This is a genomic window from Paenibacillus harenae DSM 16969 (assembly GCF_000422465.1).
GTDB lineage: Bacteria > Bacillota > Bacilli > Paenibacillales > Paenibacillaceae > Pristimantibacillus > Pristimantibacillus harenae.
Genome location: NZ_AULV01000016.1, coordinates 97,256 through 120,471 on the forward strand (window position 1 = coordinate 97,256; position 23,216 = coordinate 120,471).

The window sequence follows — 23,216 nt, forward strand, 5'->3', positions numbered from 1 at the left end:
ACCCTCCGAATCCACTGAATCAGTTTCGGAGGGTTGTTCGTGATGATGCTTGAAGCCGATGGTTCTTGCTTACAATCTAACCGTGATGTGATGCTCCGCGCCCTCGTCCGCCAGCTCGATGTAAGCAGCGGGGCCGGCCTTCAGAGTTTCCGTCTCGCTTGCGTCACGTTGGAAAGACAGATGATACTTCGTGTTGCCGTAACGGTAGGTTACGTTGAAGCCGGGCCATTCGGCAGGAATGCACGGATTCAAGTAAAGCCGGTTTCCGCGTTTGCGAAGTCCCAGTATCCATTCGATTCCGCTCTGATACATCCATCCCGAAGCTCCGGTATACCAGGTCCAGCCTGCGTGCCCGTGATGTGGCGACGCTGTGTAGACATCGGCAGCCATGACGTAAGGCTCTCCGAAATATTGCCGAACCTCGTGGTCGGTGCGTGTATGGTTAATCGGGTTGAGCATGCGGAACAGTTCGAATGCCTTGTCACCGCGGCCCAGCTTGCTCCAGGCGATAATGCTCCAGATAACCCCGTGCGTATATTGCGCGCCGTTCTCGCGAATGCCGGGCGGATACCCTTGAATATACCCCGGACTAGGTTCAGTACGATCGAACGGCGGGGTCAGGAGCCTTACGACGGACAACTCGCGGTCCACCAGCTCGCGGTCGAAGGATTGCATCGCTTGGTAAGCTCGGTCCTCCGGAGCTGCTCCGGAGATGACGGACCACGATTGCGCGATGGAGTCGATCCGGCATTCATCGTTATAGATGGAGCCCAGCCAGGTACCCGCATCTGTGAAAGCTCTGCGGTACCATTGGCCGTCCCAGGCATGTTCATTGATAGCCGCTGCCAGACCCTCGCGCGCCTTCTTGTAACGGGCGCCGCGCTCCGCTTCACCGCTCCTTTCCGCACATAAGCCCTCGAACCGCTGCAGCACTTCGCATAGGAACCACCCGAGCCAGACGCTCTCGCCGCGCCCTTCATCCCCGACCAGGTTCATGCCGTCGTTCCAATCCCCAACGCCAATGAGCGGGAGTCCATGCTCGCCGATCCGCTGCAACGCTTTATCTATGGCCCGGCAGCAATGTTCAAATACCGTGCCTGCTTGGTCGGATCGTACAGTCTCTTCATATCGCTCATGCTCGTCTTCCTTTAGTATTTCGCTGGTAATGTAAGCAACGCGCTCGTCCAGCACCGTACCGTCACCCGTATGCTCGATATAACGGGAAGCGGAATACGGAAGCCATAATAAATCATCGGAGAACAAGGTTCGTATGCCGCGTTCCGTCTCCTCATGCCACCAGTGCTGCACATCGCCCTCTTCATATTGATGGGATGCGTTCAGCAGAATCTGCTTTCTCGTAAGCTCGGGTCTTGTATGAAGCAGTGCGAGCGAATCCTGCAATTGATCCCGAAACCCATAAGCCCCTCCGGCCTGATAAAAGGCTGAACGCGCCCATACGCGGCAGGCGAGCGATTGATAGAGCAGCCAGCCGTTGAGGAGGATATTCGTGTCCCGGGAAGGGGTTTCTACAACAATCTGACCAAGCGTTAGATTCCAATGGTCCAAGTTCTCCTGCCAAGCCTCATCGCAGCGGGCAGCGTTGCTGTACTGCCGAGCTAAGCCCGCTGCCTCATCTCGCGAAGAGGCGCAGCCGAGCAGGATGAGCACTTCCGTCTCCTTTCCGGCTTCCAGTGTCAACTTGCGCTGAACGGCGCCGCAACTGGCATGGTGCACATCTGCCCGCCGGGAAAGGTGGGAGCGGTGCAATGCTGCCGGATGCAATACGCTGCCATTCCTGCCGATGAACTCCAGTTGATCCGACGTCCAGGACAAGTCATCATGGTCAGCCGCATTCTGCGTGAAGATCCCGAGGAAGGCCGTCGCGTCCCGGAATGTTTCCTGATACCGATTCTGGGCGGTCAATATACAATTCTCCTTATCCCATTCGCTGGCAATGAAGGCGGCACTCGATTGTCGCTGCACACCGATGACCCATTCCGCGTAATAGGTAACGGAGATACGTCTGGTCTCGGATGAGTTGTTCCTCAGTCGGAGCCTCATAATTTTGACGGGATCTTCCGTAGGAACGAAGATAGTCATCGAGTGACGGATGCCCATGCGCTCATGGTCGAAGGTCGTATAGCCCAGACCATGGGTCACTTCATAAAGTTCTATGTTCTTACCGGCGGCAGGGGTAATGGTCCACTGTGAGCCGGAATCTTCATCCCGGACATAGCCAAGTTCCGCATGCGGGTCAAGCACCGGATCGTTGGACCACGGCGTAAGTTTGCATTCCCGGCTGTTTCGCCAGAACGTATATCCGGTGCCAAGCTCGGATACAAGCGTGCCGAAGCCGGGATTGGCAAGAACATTGATCCACGGCGCAGGCAGATGCTTGCCGTCCTCGATCGATAGCTTGTACTGCTTTCCGTCAGCGGTGAATCCGCCCCAGCCGTTATAGAACAGAACGTCATCGGCCTTGGGAGACGATGGCCGAGATTGGCCTCCTGCCGGAAGAAGTGTTGATTCAGCCTCCGATTGCGACGGTTTCGGCCACTTGATCACGTTGTCGCGACGCTGCAGCCGCAGCTGGCCGGCCAAATTCGGCCCGCCGGCCCGCAGCGTTACGCGCGCGACAGCCATAAGAAGCGTGTGCTCTTCCTCGCTTAGCCGGTTGATCGGAACGACATGTATGCCGGCGGGACCCGCACCGAACCGGTCTACGCCATGCTCTACCGCGCGGTTCAGCGCGTCCTGCAAATTCTGCTGGTAGCCGCCGGTTGACATGTTCAGAAGGACAAGGTCGAACCGGAGGCCGAGCCTCCTTAAATATTCATGGCCTGTGAGCAGCTTCATAATAAAAGACAAATGAGCGGGATTGTCGATCTGAACGAGGATAATCGATCTGTCCCCGGATATGCCGAACGGCCATAAACCCGGCTGTCCCTTCGAATTCGCCGCAATCCGCTTGCTGCGGTCGGAGCTTAAGGGCGGCGTATACAGAATCTGGGAGGCGAGCCTCTGGAAGGCGTTAACGTCCGACCGATCCAAATGAAGACTGCGAAGCTCTACTTTGCTGCGTGTCCATGCGAGTTGGAAGGCACGCTCCACGGATTGCGAGTCTGTCAGTCCGGCAGTCGCTTCCACCGCGCCTTCCCTGGTTTCCGAGACCGATGTGACGGCATACAGGAAGGCCTGCTCGCCCGGTTCCAGCTGCACGCGACGTCTCATGACGAAGGCGGGATCGGCAACGGACCCGGTGCGCCCCTTCAACTGGCAGCGGATCGAGCCCGGTTCTGCCAGTCGATACCCCCGGCCGATGAATGATGCCCGGTCTGTCTCGAATTCCGCCGCTCCCAAGGCGTGGCCTTCAACGCCCAAGGTATGGGCGGCCCAGAGATCTCTGTCCTTCGCTTCGCGTTTCCGCCGACCGGCTACCAGACATCCGGTTTCTTCATCATATTCCGTTCGGATAAACAGCTTGCTGAAAGCCGGATGGGCATCGTCAGCAATCGGGTTGGACAACGCCAGCTCAAGGAAAGACGTGATTTCAAGCACTTTCGGTTGCTCTCCACGATTCATCAGCGTAATGCGGCGCACCTCTGTGTCTGTTTCGGGTGAAACGCAGATTTCCATTCGCGTCTCAACCTCATCATAATGGCGCGTAAATGTCGCCTTGTACGTTTCGAACACGACTCGCTGCTCGGTCGATTCCAAGAGACACGGCTGGTAGGAGGGAGACCAGATCCGATCGGACATGACATCCCGGATATATACATAGGATCCCCATGAATCGGTTACGGGCTCTTCCCGCCATCTGGAGACGGAGAGTCCGTCCCAACTGCTGTACCCGCTACCACTGACGGTTACCATCGAGGTGAAGCGTCCATTCGATAACAGGCATGTCTCAGGCGTTGCGGTGTGGGGAGAGGTGAACTCCCGAAGCGGGCCGGCAGCCTGAACGGTCTCCTCTTCTCTAGCCGGTAAGCGGTACAACGCCGGATGCTTGATCAGTTTCGAGCGACGCGGGACTCGCTCCTGGAGGAGCAATTGGGCTGCGCGCACCTCCTTGTTCCGATGAAACCGGTCAATCATCGTATTCGGCAGAAGGATATTGGACAACGTCAACAGGCTCATTCCCTGGTGGTGCGCCATGAAGCTGCGGACAATCGCATGGTCGCGGCCGGCTGGCAGTCTTCTATGAGTGAAGTCGACCGCTTCATAATAGCCGTATTCGCCGCGTGCGCCTATCTGTTCCAATTGCTTCAGCGCATGAAGTCCCGCCTTCGGAGCATAAGGCAATGCCATGATCGTTGCATATGGAGCAATCACCAGATCCTGATCCAAACCGCGCTTGAACCCGAGACCGGGGACGCCGAATGCCCGGTACTGGTAATTCATTTGGTTATCGAAGGTGTAGTAACCGGATTCCGAGATGCCAAATGGAACGTTGCGTTGCTTCGCATATTGGATCTGCCGCTCGACTACGGCCTTGTAGGTGCTATCCCATATCGTACGGCGGTAGGTCTTCATCAGCAACCATGGCATCAGGTATTCGAACATCGTGCCCGACCATGAGATCAGAACAGGAAGGCTGCCTACCTTCGTCATGGTTCTGCCGAGCGCGTTCCAATGCGAGACCGACACTTGTCCCATTGCGACGGCGACAAAGCTGGCTTGCCGAGCCTCCGAGGCTAGCAGATCGTAGAGACCGTTATCCCTTGCATGCTGATGCACATGATAACCAAGGGAGAAGAGATTTGACTTCGGATCATAGAGAGGCCGGAAGTCGGTAGACTTTACAAAGGCATCGATACGGGCCGCGAGACGGTGGCCGCGGACCCCTATTTCTTCAAGGCCCGCGGAGCCCAGCTCTTGCGCGAAGGCGACTTCGAACCGCTGCTGCGACTGTCCCCCCGGGCGAATAGGGAGAGACTTCTCCGTCATTCCGTCCCTGTCGGCCCGCAGCCATTCCAGCAGACCTTCCTTTACGGTCATTAAGGACGCGACCATATTTCCGGAATCAACTGTGGATACGTATACGGGCATTAGAGGGGACAACGATTCCGTATCGTACCAATTGTAGAGATGCCCTTCCCATTTCTCCATCCGTTCAATCGTATCCACGGTTCGTTCCAATCGATCGACAAGTCCGGGGGTATCGATGAACCCGAAATCCCGGGCGGCAAGAGCGCATGTCACATACATCCCGATATTGGTGGGGGAGGTGCGATGCGCAATGCCTCTATTCGGTTCGAACTGAACGTTGTCCGGGGGCAGCCAATTGTCGCGTTCCGTGACATAATCCTCGTAGAAGGACCAAATGTCGCGCGAAAGCCTGAGCAGCGATTCTCTTTCCTGCTCGTTGAACGTCTCCGTTGCGCGTGCCGGGGCTTGATCAAGCCACCGAATGACCAACGGTGCGATACACCAAAGCAGAGCGATAGAAAGTCCCGATGTTCGTTCCAAGGCAGAACCGCTAAGAATGGCGCTTGCCGCCATAAGAGCGACCAGGAAGTATCCGAAGAATAGTCCGTCCAGCTTCAAAATGCCGCTTGTACGGCTTGACCGATCTACCTCTGCATGATTCGTCCATTCCAGCAGACGGCGTTTCGAGAAGAACAGCCGAAATAACGTGCGGACGATGGCATCCAGCAGTACCGCGCTTTGGAAAGGAAGCGTCAGGAACGAAAGGAACGCATATCCCAAAGTGCGAACTAAGCTGTCTGGTCTTTGAAGCAACGTATGCGGAGTAAAGAGCTGACGGATTAGCGGAAGCAGCAACGTGAGCAGAACGATTCCAAACCAGGCAATAGGCGAGCCAGGCAGCGCCGTGCAGGTAAGCAACAGAATGGCCGCAAGCACGGGTTGGAGTAAGCTGCGCCTGAGATTGTCGAGAATCTGCCACCGTGTCATGATCGACAAGTTCGTTGGTGCCAACTTCCCGCTGCCATTCCGCGCTTTGCGCCTAAGCCAAGGAAGCAGCTGCCAATCACCGCGAGTCCACCGGTGAAGCCGCTTCTGATACGATAAGAAGGTGGTCGGATGATCATCGATCAGCTCAATGTCCGAGAGGAGGCCGGCCCGCAAAAATCCGCCTTCCAGCAGATCGTGGCTGAGCACCCTGTTTTCGGGAAAACGATTGCCGAGTACATGATGGAAGGTATCGACATCGAAAATGCCTTTGCCCGTGAATATGCCTTGTCCGATCGCATCCTGGTAAGGATCCGATACGGCGAAGGCGTACGGGTCAAGCCCGGCTTCGTAGGAGAAAAGCGCGGACAGCCGTGACCTCTGCGCGCTTTCGTAAGTCATTCCGATCCGCGGCTGAAGCACGCCGTAACCGTCAATGACTCTGCTTCTGTTGTCATCCATACGAGGACGGTTGAAAGGTAAATGAATGGCGCCGATCATTCGATGCGCGCTTTCGAGAGGCAATTGCGTATCCGCGTCTAATGTGATGACGTACCGGATGCCTCTTAAGACGGCCATATCGCCTAATTGCGTGCGAAAGCTCGTATTCCCGCTGCCCTTCAGCAGCTGCACAAACTCCTCGAGCTTGCCCCGTTTCCGCTCCCATCCCATCCAGGCTTGTTCAGAAGCGTTCCATAGCCTGCGGCGGTGGAACAAGTGGAACGTATGGCCCGTATACGCTTGATTCAGGCGGTTAATCTCCGTCTTGGCCAAGCTCAGAAGCGCTTCATCCTCGGGAAGCTCTTCCGCATCCGCATCCCGGAAGTCGCTTAGAATGGCGAAATGAACATGAGGATCCCGATTCGCCAAATAATGCAGCTCCAGACGATCGGCGGTAGCCGTCACCTCTTCCGGTCTGGACCAAATAACAGGAATGACCACCATCGTGGACGCTTCCTCCGGCACGCCTTTCGAGAAATCGAAGCGGAGCAATCTGGCGGGCAGGGTGACACGCTCTATCGCCCAATGTATGGCCGTGACAGCCCATTCGCTGGCCGGGATGACGAGAAGCAATAACGCGGCTGCCCAGCCAAGCGGGGAGATGGGACCGCTTGCTCCCACCGACAGGGAGAAGTCAATAAGTGCTGAGAGCATGAACAGCGCGAGCAATTGAATGTACAAGCCGGGCGCCCTCAGCTTGAACCCGGCCTCAGGCAATGGTCCGGTCTTCCCGCATTGCTTGAGCGCCTTCCGCAGCATTCCCATCCCCCGTGCTTCCATTAGATAATAAGCGGCATTCGCGTTTCTGGGAGGCAAGGAAGAGCCACTGGATTGGCTTGCGGCCTCGTAGCACGTGTCTGCCAATTGAATCGACTGGGAAGCAACCAGATTTTCGGGAACCCGCATGCGCCTGGCTAACAACTCCACCCGATGGCGCAGCGTATGTCGGCTTGCGCTATCCAATCTTGGATAATCTCCGGCGCGTTCCTGCAGCAACGTCTGCTCGACTATGCTGATCTGTTCGAATAGGTCGCTCCACGTCCATCTGGAAAGCTTGCGCAAGCTCCCGATTACGTGGCCGGTGCTCACCTGATATTGCGCCTGAAGATTGTATTCGTATGAGAGAATAGAGTCCAAATTGTCAGGAGCATTCTCCAGCTTGCAGATCAGCCACTCTCCGATGTGGGCTGAATCCTCCGCATGTTCTCTTAGATGCTTCACAAGGTGGACAATCATAGCGCCCGATAACGGAAGCTCCACATTTGCCTCCTCCAAGGCTTGCTTGAATCGTTCAGGCGTCAGTTCTGCCGCGGGAATGCCCGATAGCATTCGTTCTACGAGCTCGCAGATGGCGCGATGTTCCTTCACCGGCTTCATGATGTGCGCCAGCCGGCGAATCAGAGCCATTCTCATAAATAGAGGGACTGACCAAGCCTCCGCCGTGGCGAGCACGGCCACCTCCTGATAGGAGTTGAAATAAGTCATGAACGTATCTTCCTCAACTAACCCGTCGGTATAGTCCAAGTACGCTTCGCAAATCGAAGAGATTCTTAGCTCCGAGCCATGGCTTACTGTAGGAAGAGGCTTTATATAGAGCTGGTCCAGCTCCTCATCAATCCCGATTAATTCGGCTTCCAGAAATTCTGAATGATCCAGCAGCCACTCTTCGGATGGCTGCTCGCATGAGCCGCGATGTTCATGCAGATGCTTAATGAAGTTTCGCAGCTCCCGGATATCCTCTTCCATTCGAACCCATATCGCTTTCGACGTGATGCGTTTTCCGCTCGGATCGTGTTCCAGCGCGAGCTTGTGCGCATGTTCCTGCAATTTATCCTGATGCATATGCATTCCTAAATCCCCCATGGATTAAAATAGTAATTAAACATTCCATTACCATTCCACGTTTTGAGGGATTTTATGTAAGTTCCTCGATATTGCTTATTTATTCACTTATTATTGATTCAGATACTACCTTGGTCGGATTCACTTCCAGCTGACCGCCGAATGAACAAGAAGTAACAAAAGTATAGTCGAAACTCGCTCCCGCCGATAGGTGGGGGCTATTTGGCGCTCACGTAGCCGAAGTAGAGGTCCTACTGAGGGAAGTCAGGCGTGGAATAAGCAAGTACGTGCTTTTGCGGGCCAAATGTAAACGTTATAATCCGGATCAAATTTAAACCGCATGTAATTATTTAATCAATTTTCCTATATCTAATGTTCCAGAAAAAGATCAATATCTGTGATTCTTAGTCGTTTAAAAGGTATAATATATTAATCTGTTTCAAAATATTCTCTTAGGCGGTCGAGCATAATGAAAAAGATTTTAGCTTTTGTACGTAAAAAGAATATGCTGTTTAAAATGATTCTGTCCTATGCTCTAGTAGGCATTTTATTTATTGCCGGATTTTCATACGTGATTTTGAATAGGGTTTCAAGTGAATTGACTAACGAAGTCAATGAAACCTCCTCTAGAATGATCGAACAGTCCTACAATACGGCTGACATCCTTCTATCGTCTACCTATAATTATTATTCGCAATTGTTTCTCAAGAATGAATGGATTAACAGCGCCATGAACGGCAAGAGCTTTACCTCTGGCGAAATGTACAAAATTAACTCGGAGCTTCATAACTTCAAACAGGGCAACCCAATGATTGCTTCTATATATGTATATAATTACAATGAACGGCTTGTTTTTTCCTCGGCAATGACTTTCAGCAGCATTGACAATTTTTTTGATAAGGGCATGACCGATTTACTGGAAGAAAATAAAATGTACGGGCAAAGTATTTTTTTTCCGCGCAAAGCTGCCATTTCGTTCTCCGATAGTCCCGATCTTACAGAGAGACAAGATTTGATTTCGATCGTTTTCTCGAATTTACGGCCTGACGGAATGAGAGACAGCATGGTTGTGAATCTGGATCAAAGTGTGCTGCGGGAGCTTGTTATGAAGGGAAGCGGCGACGGGACGTATAAAATGATGATCGTTAATGATCAAGGGCTCATCATTACCGGCCCAGGAGATGAGACTTTACAGGACAACGATGCGCTTAAAGAAATGATGAAGTCCATTCTGGGCAATAAGGAAAAGCGCGGGAATATGATTTCCAATCTGAATGACATGACGTATATGGTATCTTACGTGAAAGCGGACCGGCTAGGATGGAACTTCATTATTTTGGCTAATCAAGATAAGCTGCTGGGCAAAGTGTCCGCGCTCCAAAACTTTATTTTAAGAATGACCCTTCTGTGTTTAGCCATTATGGCGATTACCTCGGCGTTTTTCACCAAAATCATTTATGTACCTATTTATCATTTGATGAAGCGATCTTTGGCAACCACTGAGACAAAGGATAAGCCGCTGCTAAATGAGTACGATGTATTAAATAAATCGTTTTCTTTGTTGGAGAATAAAGTAAATACCCTTCAATCCGATATCAACCAATCGTTATCGGCCCGCAAGCAAAGTCTTCTACGTTCTATCTTGCATGGGACAATAACCGGCGCCGAAGTTCAACAAGCAATGAAGAGGCTTGATCTTGGTCTGGAATCGGATCAATATGTGGTTTGTGTGCTAAAAATGGATCACTTCCATAAAATGTCGGAAAAATACGATATGGTCGATATTTCGTTATTAAAGTATGCCATTGAGAATATTGGCAGGGAAGTTGCTTCAGGTTTTTATAAATTGGAATTCCTCGAAGACGGTCATGATTCGCTTGATCTGATTTTTAATATGGGTTGTTCTGATGATGATTCACATGAATCGAAAATCAAGTCGATATTGGAAGAGATTCAGATGAATATAGAAAAATTTCTAAAGATGACCGTTACGGCGTCAATTGGTCCTGTCGCAACCAAAGTTGAGAACCTGAAATACTCCAGACTGGGCGCTTACCAAGCCGTTCACTTCAGGTTAGTATACGGGACGAACAGCCTGATATCCTATGAGGACATTATCTTGGAGGAAACCAAAGAGTATCACTATCCGGTTGAATTAGAGAAGCAGATGATGAACAGCTTAAAGGCAGGTGAATTGGAGCAGCTCCGGGAGTTGTCAGCTGAATTTTTTGCGGGGATTCATCCGTTCAAATACGATGAGATTATCCTTTCGCTTGTGCAATTGCTCGTGATGACCATTCGAACGGCCAAAGGCATGTCAAGCTTCGATCGTGAAGACGCCGATTTGGAAATTCATACATGCCAACAGCAATTATTACGCTTGGATACGCTTGAACAAATCGAGACTTGGTTTCATTCGTTATGCGAGAGAATTGTCGCGATCCGAGATAGAACAGCAAGATCCAAAAATAGCAAGACAGTTGAAAAAATGACGGCATACATTAAAGACCACTATTCAGAGCCCAATTTAACTTTGGACGTATTATCGGAACGGGTCGGTTTGTCGACCCGATATGTAAGACAGCTATTCAAAGAGGAGACAGGCAAATCCGTCGCGGAGCATATTGCCGAGCACCGATTCCTTAAAGCGCAAGAGCTTCTGATCCATACCGATCATTCAGCCAAAAAAATCGGTGAAATGGTCGGATTCGAGAATGCGAGTTACTTTTATGTCTTGTTTAAAAAACATGTAGGGAAGACGCCGGATCATTATCGCAGGGAGAATAAATTGGAAATAATGATGACAGACTGACGAAAGACCGCCGGTTGCTCAACAGCAACCGGCGGTCTTTCGTTAGCATCAGAATCATTTAAACAGCTGATTTTGCTTGTATTTTGCTTGTATAGCTTGTTTTTCAGCCCAAATTAATTCATTTTCCGCTTTTTAAATACGGTATTTTCGACATTTTATTCAATATTCCATTTGTTAACCTTTGCAAGTTAGGCGCGAGCAAGCATACTTGTCAGTGTCAGCAACAGTTGCAGCAAAACTTGAAGGAGGAGCCATATGGAAAGAACGATATCCTATCAAAGCCAACCCCAAAAAATAAAAAAAATGGGTAAAAACTCGTTCATTCGAGAAATTCGCAAAAATCATTTGCTTTACCTTTTGACTTTGCCGGGAATCCTGTTAATCTTTGTTTTTGCTTACTTGCCGATATTCGGCATTGTCATTGCGTTCCAGGATTTCAGACCCATAGAAGGGGTTTTTGGAAGCCCTTTTGTCGGATTCGAAAACTTCCGTTTTTTCATTGAATCGAAAGAGGTCTATCGCGTTGTAATGAATACTGTATTTTTAAACGTTTTGTTTATCTTATTCACGACGGTCGTTTCCGTTTCGCTTGCGGTCATGTTTTCTGAGATTAAGCTGAAAAAGTTCAAAGTTATCACCCAAACTCTTGCAACCTTGCCTCATTTTTTGTCCTGGACGGTTGTCGCCATGATTGTAGCGGTTTACTTGCCGTATCAAGGCGGAGTGGTGAATCAAATCTTGAACGCGTTCGGAATTGAATCGGTTGCATTCTACAATGAAGCCGCATACTGGCCGTTTTTATTGGTATTCATCAAGGTTTGGCACGCGGCGGGCTTCGGGTCAATCGTTTATTTGGCGACCATCTCCGGCATTAATCCCGAAATTTATGAATCGGCATCGATGGATGGCGCAACCAGGTGGAGGAAGATATGGCATATTACCTTGCCTTTGTTGAAGCCAACGATCATCCTGTTGCTGCTGCTCGCCTTGGGGGGAATCTTCTACGGTGATTTTGGAATGATCTATGCCATTGTCGGCAAGAATGCTCTTCTTTATCCAACCACCGATGTAATCGATACCTATGTGTATCGTGCGCTTACGGAATTTTCCAATATCAGCATGTCGTCTGCGATCGGGTTATTCCAATCCTTTGTCGGTTTTATACTCGTACTGACTGTCAACCAAATCACACGCAAATATTCGCCTGATTCGGCGTTATATTAACATTCAACAAGATAGAGGTGAATGAACGCATGGAGGTTAAAGAAAGTTCCGGAGACCGTCTGCTGCTTATCCTTATGTACGCGGGAATTGCCGTCTTTGCACTCGTTTGTTTGATTCCGTTCGTTACCGTACTCAGCTCATCGCTGACCACGGAATCATCGATTCAGCAATTTGGTTTTCAAATGTTCCCCAAAGCGTTTTCGTTAGAGGCGTATAAGTTATTGTTACAGAACGACACGATCTATAAATCCTATGGCGTAACCATCTTTGTCACTGTCGTCGGGACCGTTCTCGCCATGTTGGTTACGTGTGCCATGGCCTATCCGTTGTCTCTGCGTCACTTGAAATATCGCAACCATATTACCTTTTATGTCTTCTTTACGATGCTGTTTCATGGAGGGCTGGTTTCCAGCTATATTCTGATCACCAAATATTTGGGGATGACGGACTCGATCTGGGTGCTGATTATTCCATCGCTGCTCAATCCGTTTAATATGTTCTTGATGCGCAACTTTTTCAAATCGATTGATGAATCGTTGGCGGAATCGGCCAAAATCGACGGCGCTAACGAGATCTACATTATGTTTCGAATCATGATTCCAATATCTATGCCCGCTATTGCGGCTATCAGTTTGTTTTATGCGTTGGCCTTTTGGAACAAATGGTTTGAGGCCATGCTCTATATTCGAAACGAGAATTTGTTCCCGCTGCAATATTTGATTAAACGGATTCTCGACAGTGCCGATTTCAGCAGGGAACTCGCACAAAATGTGAATATCTTCGAGTACACGACGCCTACGTTGACAACGAGGTTGGCCGCTACCATTGTGACGATCGGTCCGATTATTTTCTTGTATCCGTTTCTGCAAAAGTATTTCGTTAAAGGCTTGTTGATCGGTGCCGTGAAAGGCTGATCCACAGATAGGCTAAACCCGCTTCGGCGGTTTAGTATAGAATCATCATATAAAGGGAGGAAAAAAGAAAATGAAAGGCAAATTCAGGAAAGCCGCCTTACCCGTAATTGCACTGCTTCTTATGTTGAGCACCGTATTGGCAGCTTGCTCAAGCAACGAATCCGCTGGCAATACTAACAGCGGCACAAAGCAAGAAGAGTCACAGGACACAGACACAAATGCTGCGCAAGCGCCAGACCCGGCAACGTTGAAGTTCATGTTCTTCGGCGATAAGCCGACAGATTTGGATAAGGTGCTCGCCGAATTCGAGAAACGCACCAAAGACACACTGAATACCAAAATCGAATTTGATTTCGTCCCCGGCGCCGAGTTCAGACAAAAACAGCTATTAGCCATGTCAACCGGCGAGTCGTTTGACTTGACCTTCGATGCGCCTTGGGCGACGCTTTATAACCACCTCAGTCTGGGTTACTATCAGCCGCTTGACAAGTACTTCAACAATGATGAGTACCCGGGACTGAAGAATGCGTTCCCTGCGGAGATGATGGAATCGAATAAAATCAACGGCCATATCTACACGATACCTTTCCAAACGTCTTATGCCGATCCATTCATTATAGGGATCCGGAAGGATGTCCGGGAACAATTGGGCTTGCCGCCGGTCAAAACGATGGATGATTTCAAAAACTATCTGGAAGCCGTAAAGACGCAGCTTCCTGACTATGTGCCGATGGTGATCGGCGGCCGCGGTATTTTCCGTCTTGGCTTACCGGAGGAGAAAGGGCGCAATGACATTCGGCTTGCCACGATCAAACCGGAATCGTTTACTGGCGGAATACCGTTCAGCGTTTCCATCTCGCCGGACGGGAAGAAAGTGCTCGGCGCGGCAACCATCGGCGATCCGGAATCCGCATTTGCCGATTTCCCGGCGCCGTTTAACACGCACGATTCGATTTACGGCCATTTCGGAACGAGAGTAGAGTACAGAACGTACACGAACGAGGATCCTTTATCGAAACAAGCAACGGATGCGCTTGACCCGATCAAGCAGGGGGCAATCGAAACAACCATCTCCAATCTGAGCCAAGATAGATTGAAGCTTCAGAAGCTTAAACCGGATGCGGATTACGAGCCCTTCTTCTATACCAGCGACGATATTCGGGATATGAAGCCAGGCGCGATACGCACCACCTTCATTGCCAACAATAGTGCGGTTGTTCCCGCAAGCTCGAAAAATGTGGACCGCACCATGAAATTCCTGGATTGGATGTTCAGCAACCGGGAGAATCATGCCTTGATCGAGCTGGGGATCGAGGGCGAGCATTGGATTGCCGATGGAGACAGCGGATTCCAAACGACGGACAAGTCTCCGGATTATAAATTCCCAGGCTATGAAATGACCTGGAATCCGACGTTGTCCAGACTGAATACGAGCAATGAACCGGAAGTGATCAAATACGTTGAGTATGCGCAGGACACAAGCAGCTACTACCAAGTTCCGCTGTCCGGCTTCGTCTTTGATTCCAAACCGGTCGCAACGGAAATCGCAAAGATCAATCCCAAGCTGCAGCAAACCTATGACATTCTGATGACCGGTCTGGAGCCGAATTGGAAACCATTTGCGGAGAAATCCAATAAAGAATGGCGCGATTTAGGCTTGGAAAAAGTACGTGAGGAAGTCCTCAAGCAAGTACAAGCTTATCTTGACGCAGGCGGTAAATAGACGGCAGAGATCATAAAACGGCCGGCGCTTATCAAAGTTTTACTTTGATGGGTGCCGGCTTACTAAAATCATCTTAAGGAGAACACCGATGAGCTTATTAAAGGTTTGGGAGGCGCCCGAAAAGGCGGTAGGCAGGGATGATTTTGACGTTAGCGTCCGCATTCCGGGAGAGAGCTGGATGCCGCTTTTCGTATACGAAGCAAAGGTTGACATGCACAATGTCAGACAGGCCTCCATGGTTTTTTTCGAAATGGAAGGAACGGTGGAGGTAAGGGTTGAGAGCCGGAAGGGGCCTGTTCATCAAGCGGTCATCCGGCCCCTCTCGAAGCAAATTCCGTTCAAGGTAGAAGGAGCGGCGGTTACCTTCCGTTTGAATGAACCGTGTAAGCTGTCCATTGAAGTGAATGGGGACCGGTTTGGCAATTTGCATCTTTTCGCGAATGCCCCGGAGGACAACCCGCCGAAACCGGATGACCCGAATGTGCTGTTCTTGAAGCCTGCCATCCACAGGATGGAAGATATTCAACGTCTAGTGGATAGTCCGCTGCCTGGAGGTGCGGCGCCGGAAGTGATCTATTTTGGGCCGGGGATGCACTATCTGGAGGAAACGATCTTCCGTATACCGTCCGGGAAAACCGTCTATATTGCCGGCGGCGCCATCCTAGTCGGTTCCCTCGTGTGCGACCATGTTCACGATGTCACTATTCGCGGCAGGGGCGTGCTGTATTTATCCGACTTCCACCGGTTTTCCGCTTTCCGAGGCGTGCGGATCATTCATTCGCACCATATTACGGTGGAAGGAATCGTGCTGCTGGACCCGCCGCACTACAGCATATACATCGGCAAGTCCGAATATATCCGGATCCGCAACTTCAAATCCTTCAGCACGCGGGGCTGGTCCGACGGCATCGACATGATGTCCAGCTCGCATATTGAGATTGAAGATGTATTCCTGAGGACATCCGACGATTGCATTGCCATATACGGAAGCCGTTGGGACTACAGAGGGGACTCTTGCTGCGTCCGCGTCACAGACTCCGTACTCTGGGCCGATGTGGCTCATGCGCTGAATATCGGCGGACACGGGGACCACCATCGTGGAGACGTGATTCAGGACATCGAGTTCCGCAATATCGATATTTTGGAGCATCATGAGCCCCAGCCCAATTATTGGGGCGCAATGAATATCAATTGCGGCGACAAGAACACGGTGCGGAATGTTACTTACGAGGATATCCGCGTGGAGGATTTCGAACTCGGCCAGTTAGTGGACATTCGGGTAGTGTGGAATGAGAAATACAACCCTGTACCCGGCAACCGGATTGAAAACGTACAATTCCGGAATGTGACCTATAACGGAAAAAATGAAAATAAAAACCGTATTTACGGGTTTGACCGTGAGCGGACCGTGGAGGGCGTCATCTTCACCAATCTCTGTATAAACGGCGAGTGGATTCTGGACGCGGAGCAGGGGAATTTCGACATCAACGAACACGCTAAAGGCATTCAGTTCCGTAAAGAGGGTCGAGAGAAATGACGGTTGAAGCATCGTATGGCGGGAATTGTATTGGCCTCCGCTTGGATCAGGACGGGAAACTATGGTATACCGTTAAGCGTAACGGATCAACTATGGTTATGCCATCAAGGCTTGGTCTGTATCTTGCAGATGCCCATCCTTTATGTGACGGTTTCAAAATCGGGAGCGTTACAAAAAGAATTGTGAAAGGCTCTTGGAACCCTTTATACGGCGAGCGGGCTGTCATTGATGAAAGTTTCGAAGAGGCAACCATTTGCGTGGAAGATGACTTCGGCAGGATAATGGGAATCCGTTTACGTGCATATGCCGAGGGAACGGCTTTTCAATACTTCTTGCCTGAACAGGAGTCTATCAATCATTTCACGATTACTTGCGAGGATACTAGATTTACCTTTCCTCAAGGAAGTATGGCATGGGAAGAGCATGGAGTTGAAGGAGAATATTTTGTAAAACCAGTGACAGACGTAAGCGGATATTGTGAGCGTCCATTTGCCGTGCAATTACCGGAAGGCGGATATGTTCTTATTCATGAAGCCGGTCTAATCGATTATGCCAGAATGTTGATTGTAAAAGATGAAGAAGCAGAAAACACCTTGAAAGTCCATTTGTCAGGACATTTGTGCGGGCTTTTCAGCCAAGATGATTATGTAGGGTATGGGTTTACATTAAATGAGGATGAACCGGATAGTTTAGTTTCCAATGTGAAAGGAGACACGCCATTTGCTTCGCCATGGCGTACTTTTATACTTGCAGATCATGCAGCGGAGTTGTTATGCCGGAGCAATATGACGCTTAATTTAAGCGAACCATGCAAGGCTGAGGATTTTTCATATGTAAAGCCTGGAAAAGCGTTGCGGGATATGCTGCTGACTACAGAAAGTGCGCTAACTTGCATCGATTTTTGCGCAGATCATCATTTTCAATATGTTCTGTTTGATGGAGGGTGGTATGGACCGCTTGATTCGCTTGAACATAAGGCAATTGATCCTAGAAGGGAGGACCCGAGCCGCGACCTGGATCTAAGGAAAGTCATTTCGTATGCCAAAGAAAAAGGAATAGGGATATTCCTGTATGTGGATAGAACGGCGGCAGAACCGTATTTGGATGCTTCACTGCCTGTATGGAAGGAATGGGGGATAGCAGGCATAAAATTGGGTTTTGTGAAAACGGGGCCTCAAGAGTGGACGCGTTGGGTTGTGGAGGCCGTAAAAAAGTGCCATGAATATGGATTGATGGTAAACATTCACGATGCATACCGCCCTACAGGCCTTTCTCGCACTTATCCTAATTTGCTAACGCAGGAGGGGATTCGGGGGAACGAGCATTTTCCCACAGCCTCGCATAATACAACATTGCCTTTTGTACGGTTCCAGGCTGGTGCGGGCGATTATACTCTCTGTTATTTTGATCAACGATTGAAAGTGACTCATGCACATATGCTTGCTATGGGCGTTATTGTATATAGTCCTATGCAGATGATGTTCTGGTATGATAAGCCCTCTGATTGGAAGGGCGAACAAGAAATACGGTTTTGGGAGAAGCTGCCTGTGGTTTGGGATGAGTCAATCGGACTATCAGGCGAAATAGGCGAATATGCCGCGATTGCAAGACGCAAGGAAAGCGAATGGTTTATCGGATGCATAAATAATGAGAATGCCCGCACTGTGGAAATTCCGCTGCATTTTCTTGATGATGCGAACAAATATGAGGCACAGATTTATGAAGATGTACCGGAACTTGATACTCGCACAAAGGTTGAAATGAAATCCGTTGAGGTTACAAAGGAAACAATACTTGAGTTTAATTTGGAAAGCTCGGGAGGAGTGGCCATATACGTAAGTTTGGTTCCTTGAAAGGATAACAGATATTTTAATTTGATCAAGTGAGAGGAAAGCATGTCTTCTACAGCAAATCGTTTGATTACCTACCCGGCACCCGAGGGAGCGATTGGCAATTCCGATTATACGGTACGCGTCCCAAGGCGAATGACGGCAGCCGTTCAGCTATAACGTGAAGGTGGACATGCATGATGTGCGGGACGCCTCCATGGTTTATTTCGATTGTGCCGGCGCGGTTGAAGTCGAAGTGACCAAGAATGTAGGAGAGATTCATGGCGTGGCGATCCGCCCCTCATCAGCTGGGATTGACGGCGTCGTGGGCGGGAACCGCGTGACATTCACAATGGACGGGCCCCGTAAATTGTCGCTCGAAGTGAACGGAGACCGATTCCACAATTTGAATCGTAAAGGGAGTGACGTTCCGGAATTTACGAATCAACGATCGTCACGTTCTCAGACCGGAGTCCGGAAACATCGAGATTATGGACCATGCACATGACATGACGTTCATCTAATAGATTGAATTGGAGGAGTACAAACATGAAGGTTCATAACAAAAGATCTAGTAAAGTATTGCAAAAGTTTCTGCCGCTACTCGTTATCGTCAGCATGATCGCCGCATTGTTGCCCGTATCGGCGGGAACCGTATCAGCCGAAACAGGCTCGGAATCGGTTATAACGGATTATTTGCCGACGATTTACGAGACCATTGATGCAAACGGTTTCAAGCATCCGGGTGTCGGACTAACCAAGGAATTACTCGAGAATTTGCAAACTCAAATACGGGCGCAAAAGGAACCTTGGAAAACCTATTTCGACCAGTTGGTCGCGTCGACTGACCCATGGGGAAGTCCGCTTGCGACCCGGACGGTCTCATCCAAATTTTCCGAAGGCTGTTGGTGCAGCCAGGGCTATAACGAAAAATTCATATGGGATGGCTTAACAGCGTATACGCAGGCTCTTATGTATGTGATAACGGGCGATGAGGTTTATCGGGCCAATACGATGTATATTATCCGCAAATGGGAGCAGAAGAACCCTGCGGATTACGCGTATTTTGTCGATTCGCACATTCACACGGGAGTTCCTCTCTACCGTATGGTTACCGCCGCGGAGATCATGAGGTATACCAGCACGCAGACGCCGGAACTGGAATGGACAGACCAGGATACGGCCAATCTCACGAATAATGTGATCGTTCCGGTCACCGATACCTTCAATCATACGAATGGCCGCTTCATGAACCAGCATCTTTATCCGCTGATCGGAGCCATTTCCGGATATATCTTCACCGGCAATGTCGAGCGGTATCACGAGGCAGTCGAGTGGTTCACGGTGAACAAGACGGCTGCGGATCAGCACATAAACGGTTCCATCAAGAGACTGTTCCGGCTCGTCGATACGAATGCGGCGACAGGCGAGAAGGTGGATAACCCGCAGGTGCAGATTACGGAGATGGGCAGGGACCAGGCTCACAGCACCGGCGACGTCATCAATGTCTCCATTATATCTCGTCTGTTGCAGGCCCAGGGAACCAAGGTGGATCCGGTTGACGGTACGGTTTCCACTGCGGAGAATGCGGTTGCCTCGTACGATTTTCTTGGCAAGCGCATTCTGGCAGGCACCGATCATTTTGCCCGGTATATGAACGGCTATGATACGCCTTGGATCCCGACAGAGGCGCGTATGCGTGAGGATGGCAGTCCGGTCATTTACCAGGTATTGAGTACCGAATATCGGGGAAGAATCGGCGGCAATGCCTACGATCTATACTATTACTATAAATATAAGCAAGGCTTGGACATGGAGCAAGTTGCTCCCTACTACACGGAGATGTTCAAAAAGAGGACGAATTACCATTGGGCATCACGGGATTCCGGAGGGGAATATTGGCTGTACATCCCTAAGGAAGCCGAGGCCGAGGGAGCGGCAAATCTCCCGAAGGTTGACCCGAACCCGAATTGGAAGGAGATCGAGGATCGGTTCACCAACTTGGACGGCAATTCGACCGCCATGCAAGAGGGCGATGTTTCCTTCGTCCGCATTAACGCAACGGAATCCGGCAGCAAAATCGCTTTGGTTGAATCCGGCAGCGGTACGAGAGTGATCGGATACAAGATTCAGACGAACGGCGCGGCGAAGCTGGAAGCCTTCGGCGAAACGATCACGTTGCCGGATACCCAGGGGCAATGGAGATATGTATATTATAATCTCCCGGAAGGCCATGGGCTCCGGACCATGCATTATTTCACGATTATAGGCAACGGAACAACGGTCGATATCGACCATATCAATGTCAACGCGGCCAATGAACTGACGCCGCCGGTGTTTAATGAAGGAAATACCGCTTTGAACCTGTTTGCCTATGTTGGATCCGAGGCAACGCTCCATTTAGATTTCTCGGCAACGGACGCAGGCCCGTCCGATGTTGTGACCTATCGGATTGCGGGTGCGCCCGAAGGCGCCGTATTCGATACAAGCACCGGCGCATTTGACTGGAAACCGACGCAGGCCGGAACGTATGCCTTCGTCGTGGAAGCTTCCGACGGCACGACGGTATCCACGAGAGATGTCACGGTGACCGTCGCCAATGATCGGCAGTCGGCGGTGGATGCCGTCATTGCGCCCTATGACGCCAATACGGATTATATCCGGGCAACGCTCGATACGTATAAACTAACAAACGACGCCACCATGAGCGTCATTGACACAGCAACGGATGCTGATTTCTATCAGAAGCTGGCGGCTCTGCATGACGCCGTGCAAGAACTGCAGTTAACCACGCCGTTACACACTGACGGCAGCATCAATTATGAGAATATGTTCATCGGCTTTAACTCTAAGACTTATCTGGACAGTGTCACGAGTACGTTCGGTAGGGACGTTCATATGGACATGGGGCCCAATTTCCGGGTTTCGGCAAGTAGGTTCGGGATTCAGGCACGGGCAGGATTTCCTGAACGCGGCGGCGGCATTACCATGTACGGATCCAATGACAATGAAACCTGGACCCGGTTGACGCCGGGAGTGACCCCCGTGTCAGCAGACATGTACACGTTGACGGTGTCGCCGGAGCTCCAGAATGAGCAATTCCGTTTTCTGAAAATCCAAATGATTAATAAGCCGTACGACGCTCCCTTCACTGAATTGTCCGAGTTCCGGATCTTCGGGAAGCGTCACGAGGTCATCAACAAGATCTCATCGGTCTCCATCGGTTCGGATCAGGCCTTCGGAGGGCGGATTGTCATTGGAGACACGGTGAAATTGTCCTTCCAATCGACGGAAGCCATTCAGAATGTGAATGTTACGATTCAGGGTGTACCCGCGACCGTCCATTCGGAGGATGGCCTGAATTGGACGGCCGAAGCGGTCATGGTACCGGGTACGGCGCCCGGCATGGTGTTATTTAAACTCAATTATCAGACGATGGAAGGTATGGATGCCCCGGAATCGTTGTTCGTAACCGACGGGTCTCGCTTGATCCTGGTGGATGAATCGGACGTGATCAGCGATGTGACGTCAATCGCTGAAGTGACCGATTCCTCCGGCAGATCGGCGTCAGACGCGATCGCAGTGGCGAACAATCTGTTCGATGGCAATCCGAGTACGGGAACCGATTACCGCTTGAACGGAAGCGGTGCCGGAGCATGGGTTCAATTTGACTTCGGTCAAGGCGGATATGCGCAATTGTCCTATGTGGAGCTGCTGGCGAGGCAAGACGGATACTATACCCGAATCAACGGCACGGTCATTCAGGGCTCCAACGACAATGCGACATGGAAGACCCTCTCCACAGGAGCGGTCTCCACGCGGGATTGGCAGTTCTTGTCGATTAGCGACAACACCCGTTACCGGTATATCCGCATTATCAATGGGAACGCCTGGTTCGGAAATATGTCCGAAGTGAGATTTCACGGCACTGCCAAGGTGTTGACAAAGATCAACTCGGTGTCCATCAGCTCGGAGCAAGCCATACGCAACCGGATTGAAACCGGCGATACGGTGAATCTGGCCTTCACTTCGATGGAACCGATCAACACGGTCAACGTGAAGATTCAGGGCGTAGATGCGACGGTCAAGTCGGAAGACAATATCAACTGGACGGCGGAAGCGGTGATGGGTTCCCATGCAGCTCCGGGACCGGTAGATTTCAGCATCAATTACCAAACGTCCGAAGGGTTGGATGCGCCGGCAAAAACATCTACTACAAACGGATCTTCCTTGACCCTGGCCGATGGATCGGACTTGATCAACGGTGTGACGTCCATTGCGGATGTGACTGATTCCTACGGCAGATCGCCGTCGGACGCGATTTCAGTGGCGAACAGATTGTTCGATGGCAATCCGGGAACGGTGACCGATTATCGCTTGAACGGCAGCGGAGCCGGGGCGTGGGTCAAATTCGACTTCCGAGGCGCTAAAGCGAAATTGAAGGCTGTGGAGCTTCTGGCAAGGCAAGACGGATATTACACCAGGATCAAGGGTACAGTTATTCAGGGATCCAACGACAATTCGAACTGGACGACGATCTCCCCATCAGCGGCAGCTACGCAGAACTGGCAGACCTTGACGATTAACGACGATACCTCCTATCGGTATATCCGCATTATCAATGGGAACGCCTGGTTCGGGAATATGGCGGAAGTGAGATTCCACGGCGAGCTGCAATCCCTCTTTGTGGATCGCACGTTGCTTACGCTCTTGTTGAACCAAGCCGATCAGGTCGTTGCCGACCATTATACGGCCGATAGCGTTGCAGCGCTTCAGGCTGAAGTATCGGCGGCACAAACGGTGAATAACAATACCGGGGCATCGCAAGGCGAGATTGATGCGGCAGCTCAGAAGCTGCGTGAAGCGATGGAAGGCCTGGAGATCAAGATCACGGCTGCGCTCGATCCATTCGCACCGAACG

At 50.6% G+C, this 23,216-nt stretch carries 8 protein-coding genes and 1 pseudogene; 8 read left to right on the plus strand and 1 reads right to left on the minus strand.

Annotated features, from left to right (window positions below; genetic code table 11):
* Positions 1-69: 69 nt before the first annotated feature.
* Complete coding sequence (locus H581_RS0104370; protein WP_028608967.1) at positions 70-8,262, minus strand: glycoside hydrolase family 94 protein; 8,193 nt, start codon at positions 8,260-8,262, stop codon at positions 70-72.
* Positions 8,263-8,725: 463 nt separating this feature from the next.
* Here H581_RS0104370 and H581_RS0104375 point away from each other — a divergent pair, with 463 nt between their 5' ends.
* From H581_RS0104375 to H581_RS38770, 8 genes and pseudogenes are all read left to right on the plus strand, one after another.
* Positions 8,726-11,068, plus strand: a complete 2,343-nt coding sequence (locus H581_RS0104375) for an AraC family transcriptional regulator (RefSeq protein WP_028608968.1) — start codon at positions 8,726-8,728, stop codon at positions 11,066-11,068.
* Positions 11,069-11,323: 255 nt separating this feature from the next.
* On the plus strand, positions 11,324-12,292 hold the full coding sequence (locus H581_RS0104380; RefSeq protein WP_028608969.1) for an ABC transporter permease: 969 nt from the start codon (positions 11,324-11,326) through the stop codon (positions 12,290-12,292).
* Between the two features lie 29 nt (positions 12,293-12,321).
* Entirely contained in the window at positions 12,322-13,206 is an 885-nt protein-coding gene (locus H581_RS0104385; RefSeq protein WP_028608970.1) for a carbohydrate ABC transporter permease, read from the plus strand.
* A gap of 70 nt (positions 13,207-13,276) precedes the next feature.
* On the plus strand, positions 13,277-14,929 hold the full coding sequence (locus H581_RS0104390) for an ABC transporter substrate-binding protein (RefSeq protein ID WP_028608971.1): 1,653 nt from the start codon (positions 13,277-13,279) through the stop codon (positions 14,927-14,929).
* 88 nt (positions 14,930-15,017) lie between these two features.
* Positions 15,018-16,466, plus strand: a complete 1,449-nt coding sequence (locus tag H581_RS0104395) for a glycosyl hydrolase family 28 protein (RefSeq protein ID WP_028608972.1) — start codon at positions 15,018-15,020, stop codon at positions 16,464-16,466.
* Positions 16,463-18,319, plus strand: coding sequence for a glycoside hydrolase family 97 protein (locus tag H581_RS32960; RefSeq protein WP_051250441.1), 1,857 nt, complete (start codon positions 16,463-16,465; stop codon positions 18,317-18,319). Before H581_RS0104395 ends, H581_RS32960 begins: the two co-directional genes overlap by 4 nt.
* Positions 18,320-18,488: 169 nt before the next feature.
* On the plus strand, positions 18,489-18,803 hold the full coding sequence (locus tag H581_RS37655; protein WP_156889495.1) for a hypothetical protein: 315 nt from the start codon (positions 18,489-18,491) through the stop codon (positions 18,801-18,803).
* Positions 18,804-20,542: 1,739 nt separating this feature from the next.
* Positions 20,543-22,912: pseudogene (locus H581_RS38770) on the plus strand (discoidin domain-containing protein); the annotation flags it as partial.
* Between the last annotated feature and the right edge of the window lie 304 nt (positions 22,913-23,216).

Excerpts from the sequence above, each read along its gene's own strand:
- H581_RS0104370 (WP_028608967.1), bottom strand. The coding sequence starts at position 8,262 with ATGCATATGCATCAGGATAAATTGCAGGAACATGCGCACAAGCTCGCG.
- H581_RS0104375 (WP_028608968.1), top strand. The coding sequence starts at position 8,726 with ATGAAAAAGATTTTAGCTTTTGTACGTAAAAAGAATATGCTGTTTAAA.
- H581_RS0104380 (WP_028608969.1), top strand. The coding sequence starts at position 11,324 with ATGGAAAGAACGATATCCTATCAAAGCCAACCCCAAAAAATAAAAAAA.
- H581_RS0104385 (WP_028608970.1), top strand. The coding sequence starts at position 12,322 with ATGGAGGTTAAAGAAAGTTCCGGAGACCGTCTGCTGCTTATCCTTATG.
- H581_RS0104390 (WP_028608971.1), top strand. The coding sequence starts at position 13,277 with ATGAAAGGCAAATTCAGGAAAGCCGCCTTACCCGTAATTGCACTGCTT.
- H581_RS0104395 (WP_028608972.1), top strand. The coding sequence starts at position 15,018 with ATGAGCTTATTAAAGGTTTGGGAGGCGCCCGAAAAGGCGGTAGGCAGG.
- H581_RS32960 (WP_051250441.1), top strand. The coding sequence starts at position 16,463 with ATGACGGTTGAAGCATCGTATGGCGGGAATTGTATTGGCCTCCGCTTG.
- H581_RS37655 (WP_156889495.1), top strand. The coding sequence starts at position 18,489 with ATGCATGATGTGCGGGACGCCTCCATGGTTTATTTCGATTGTGCCGGC.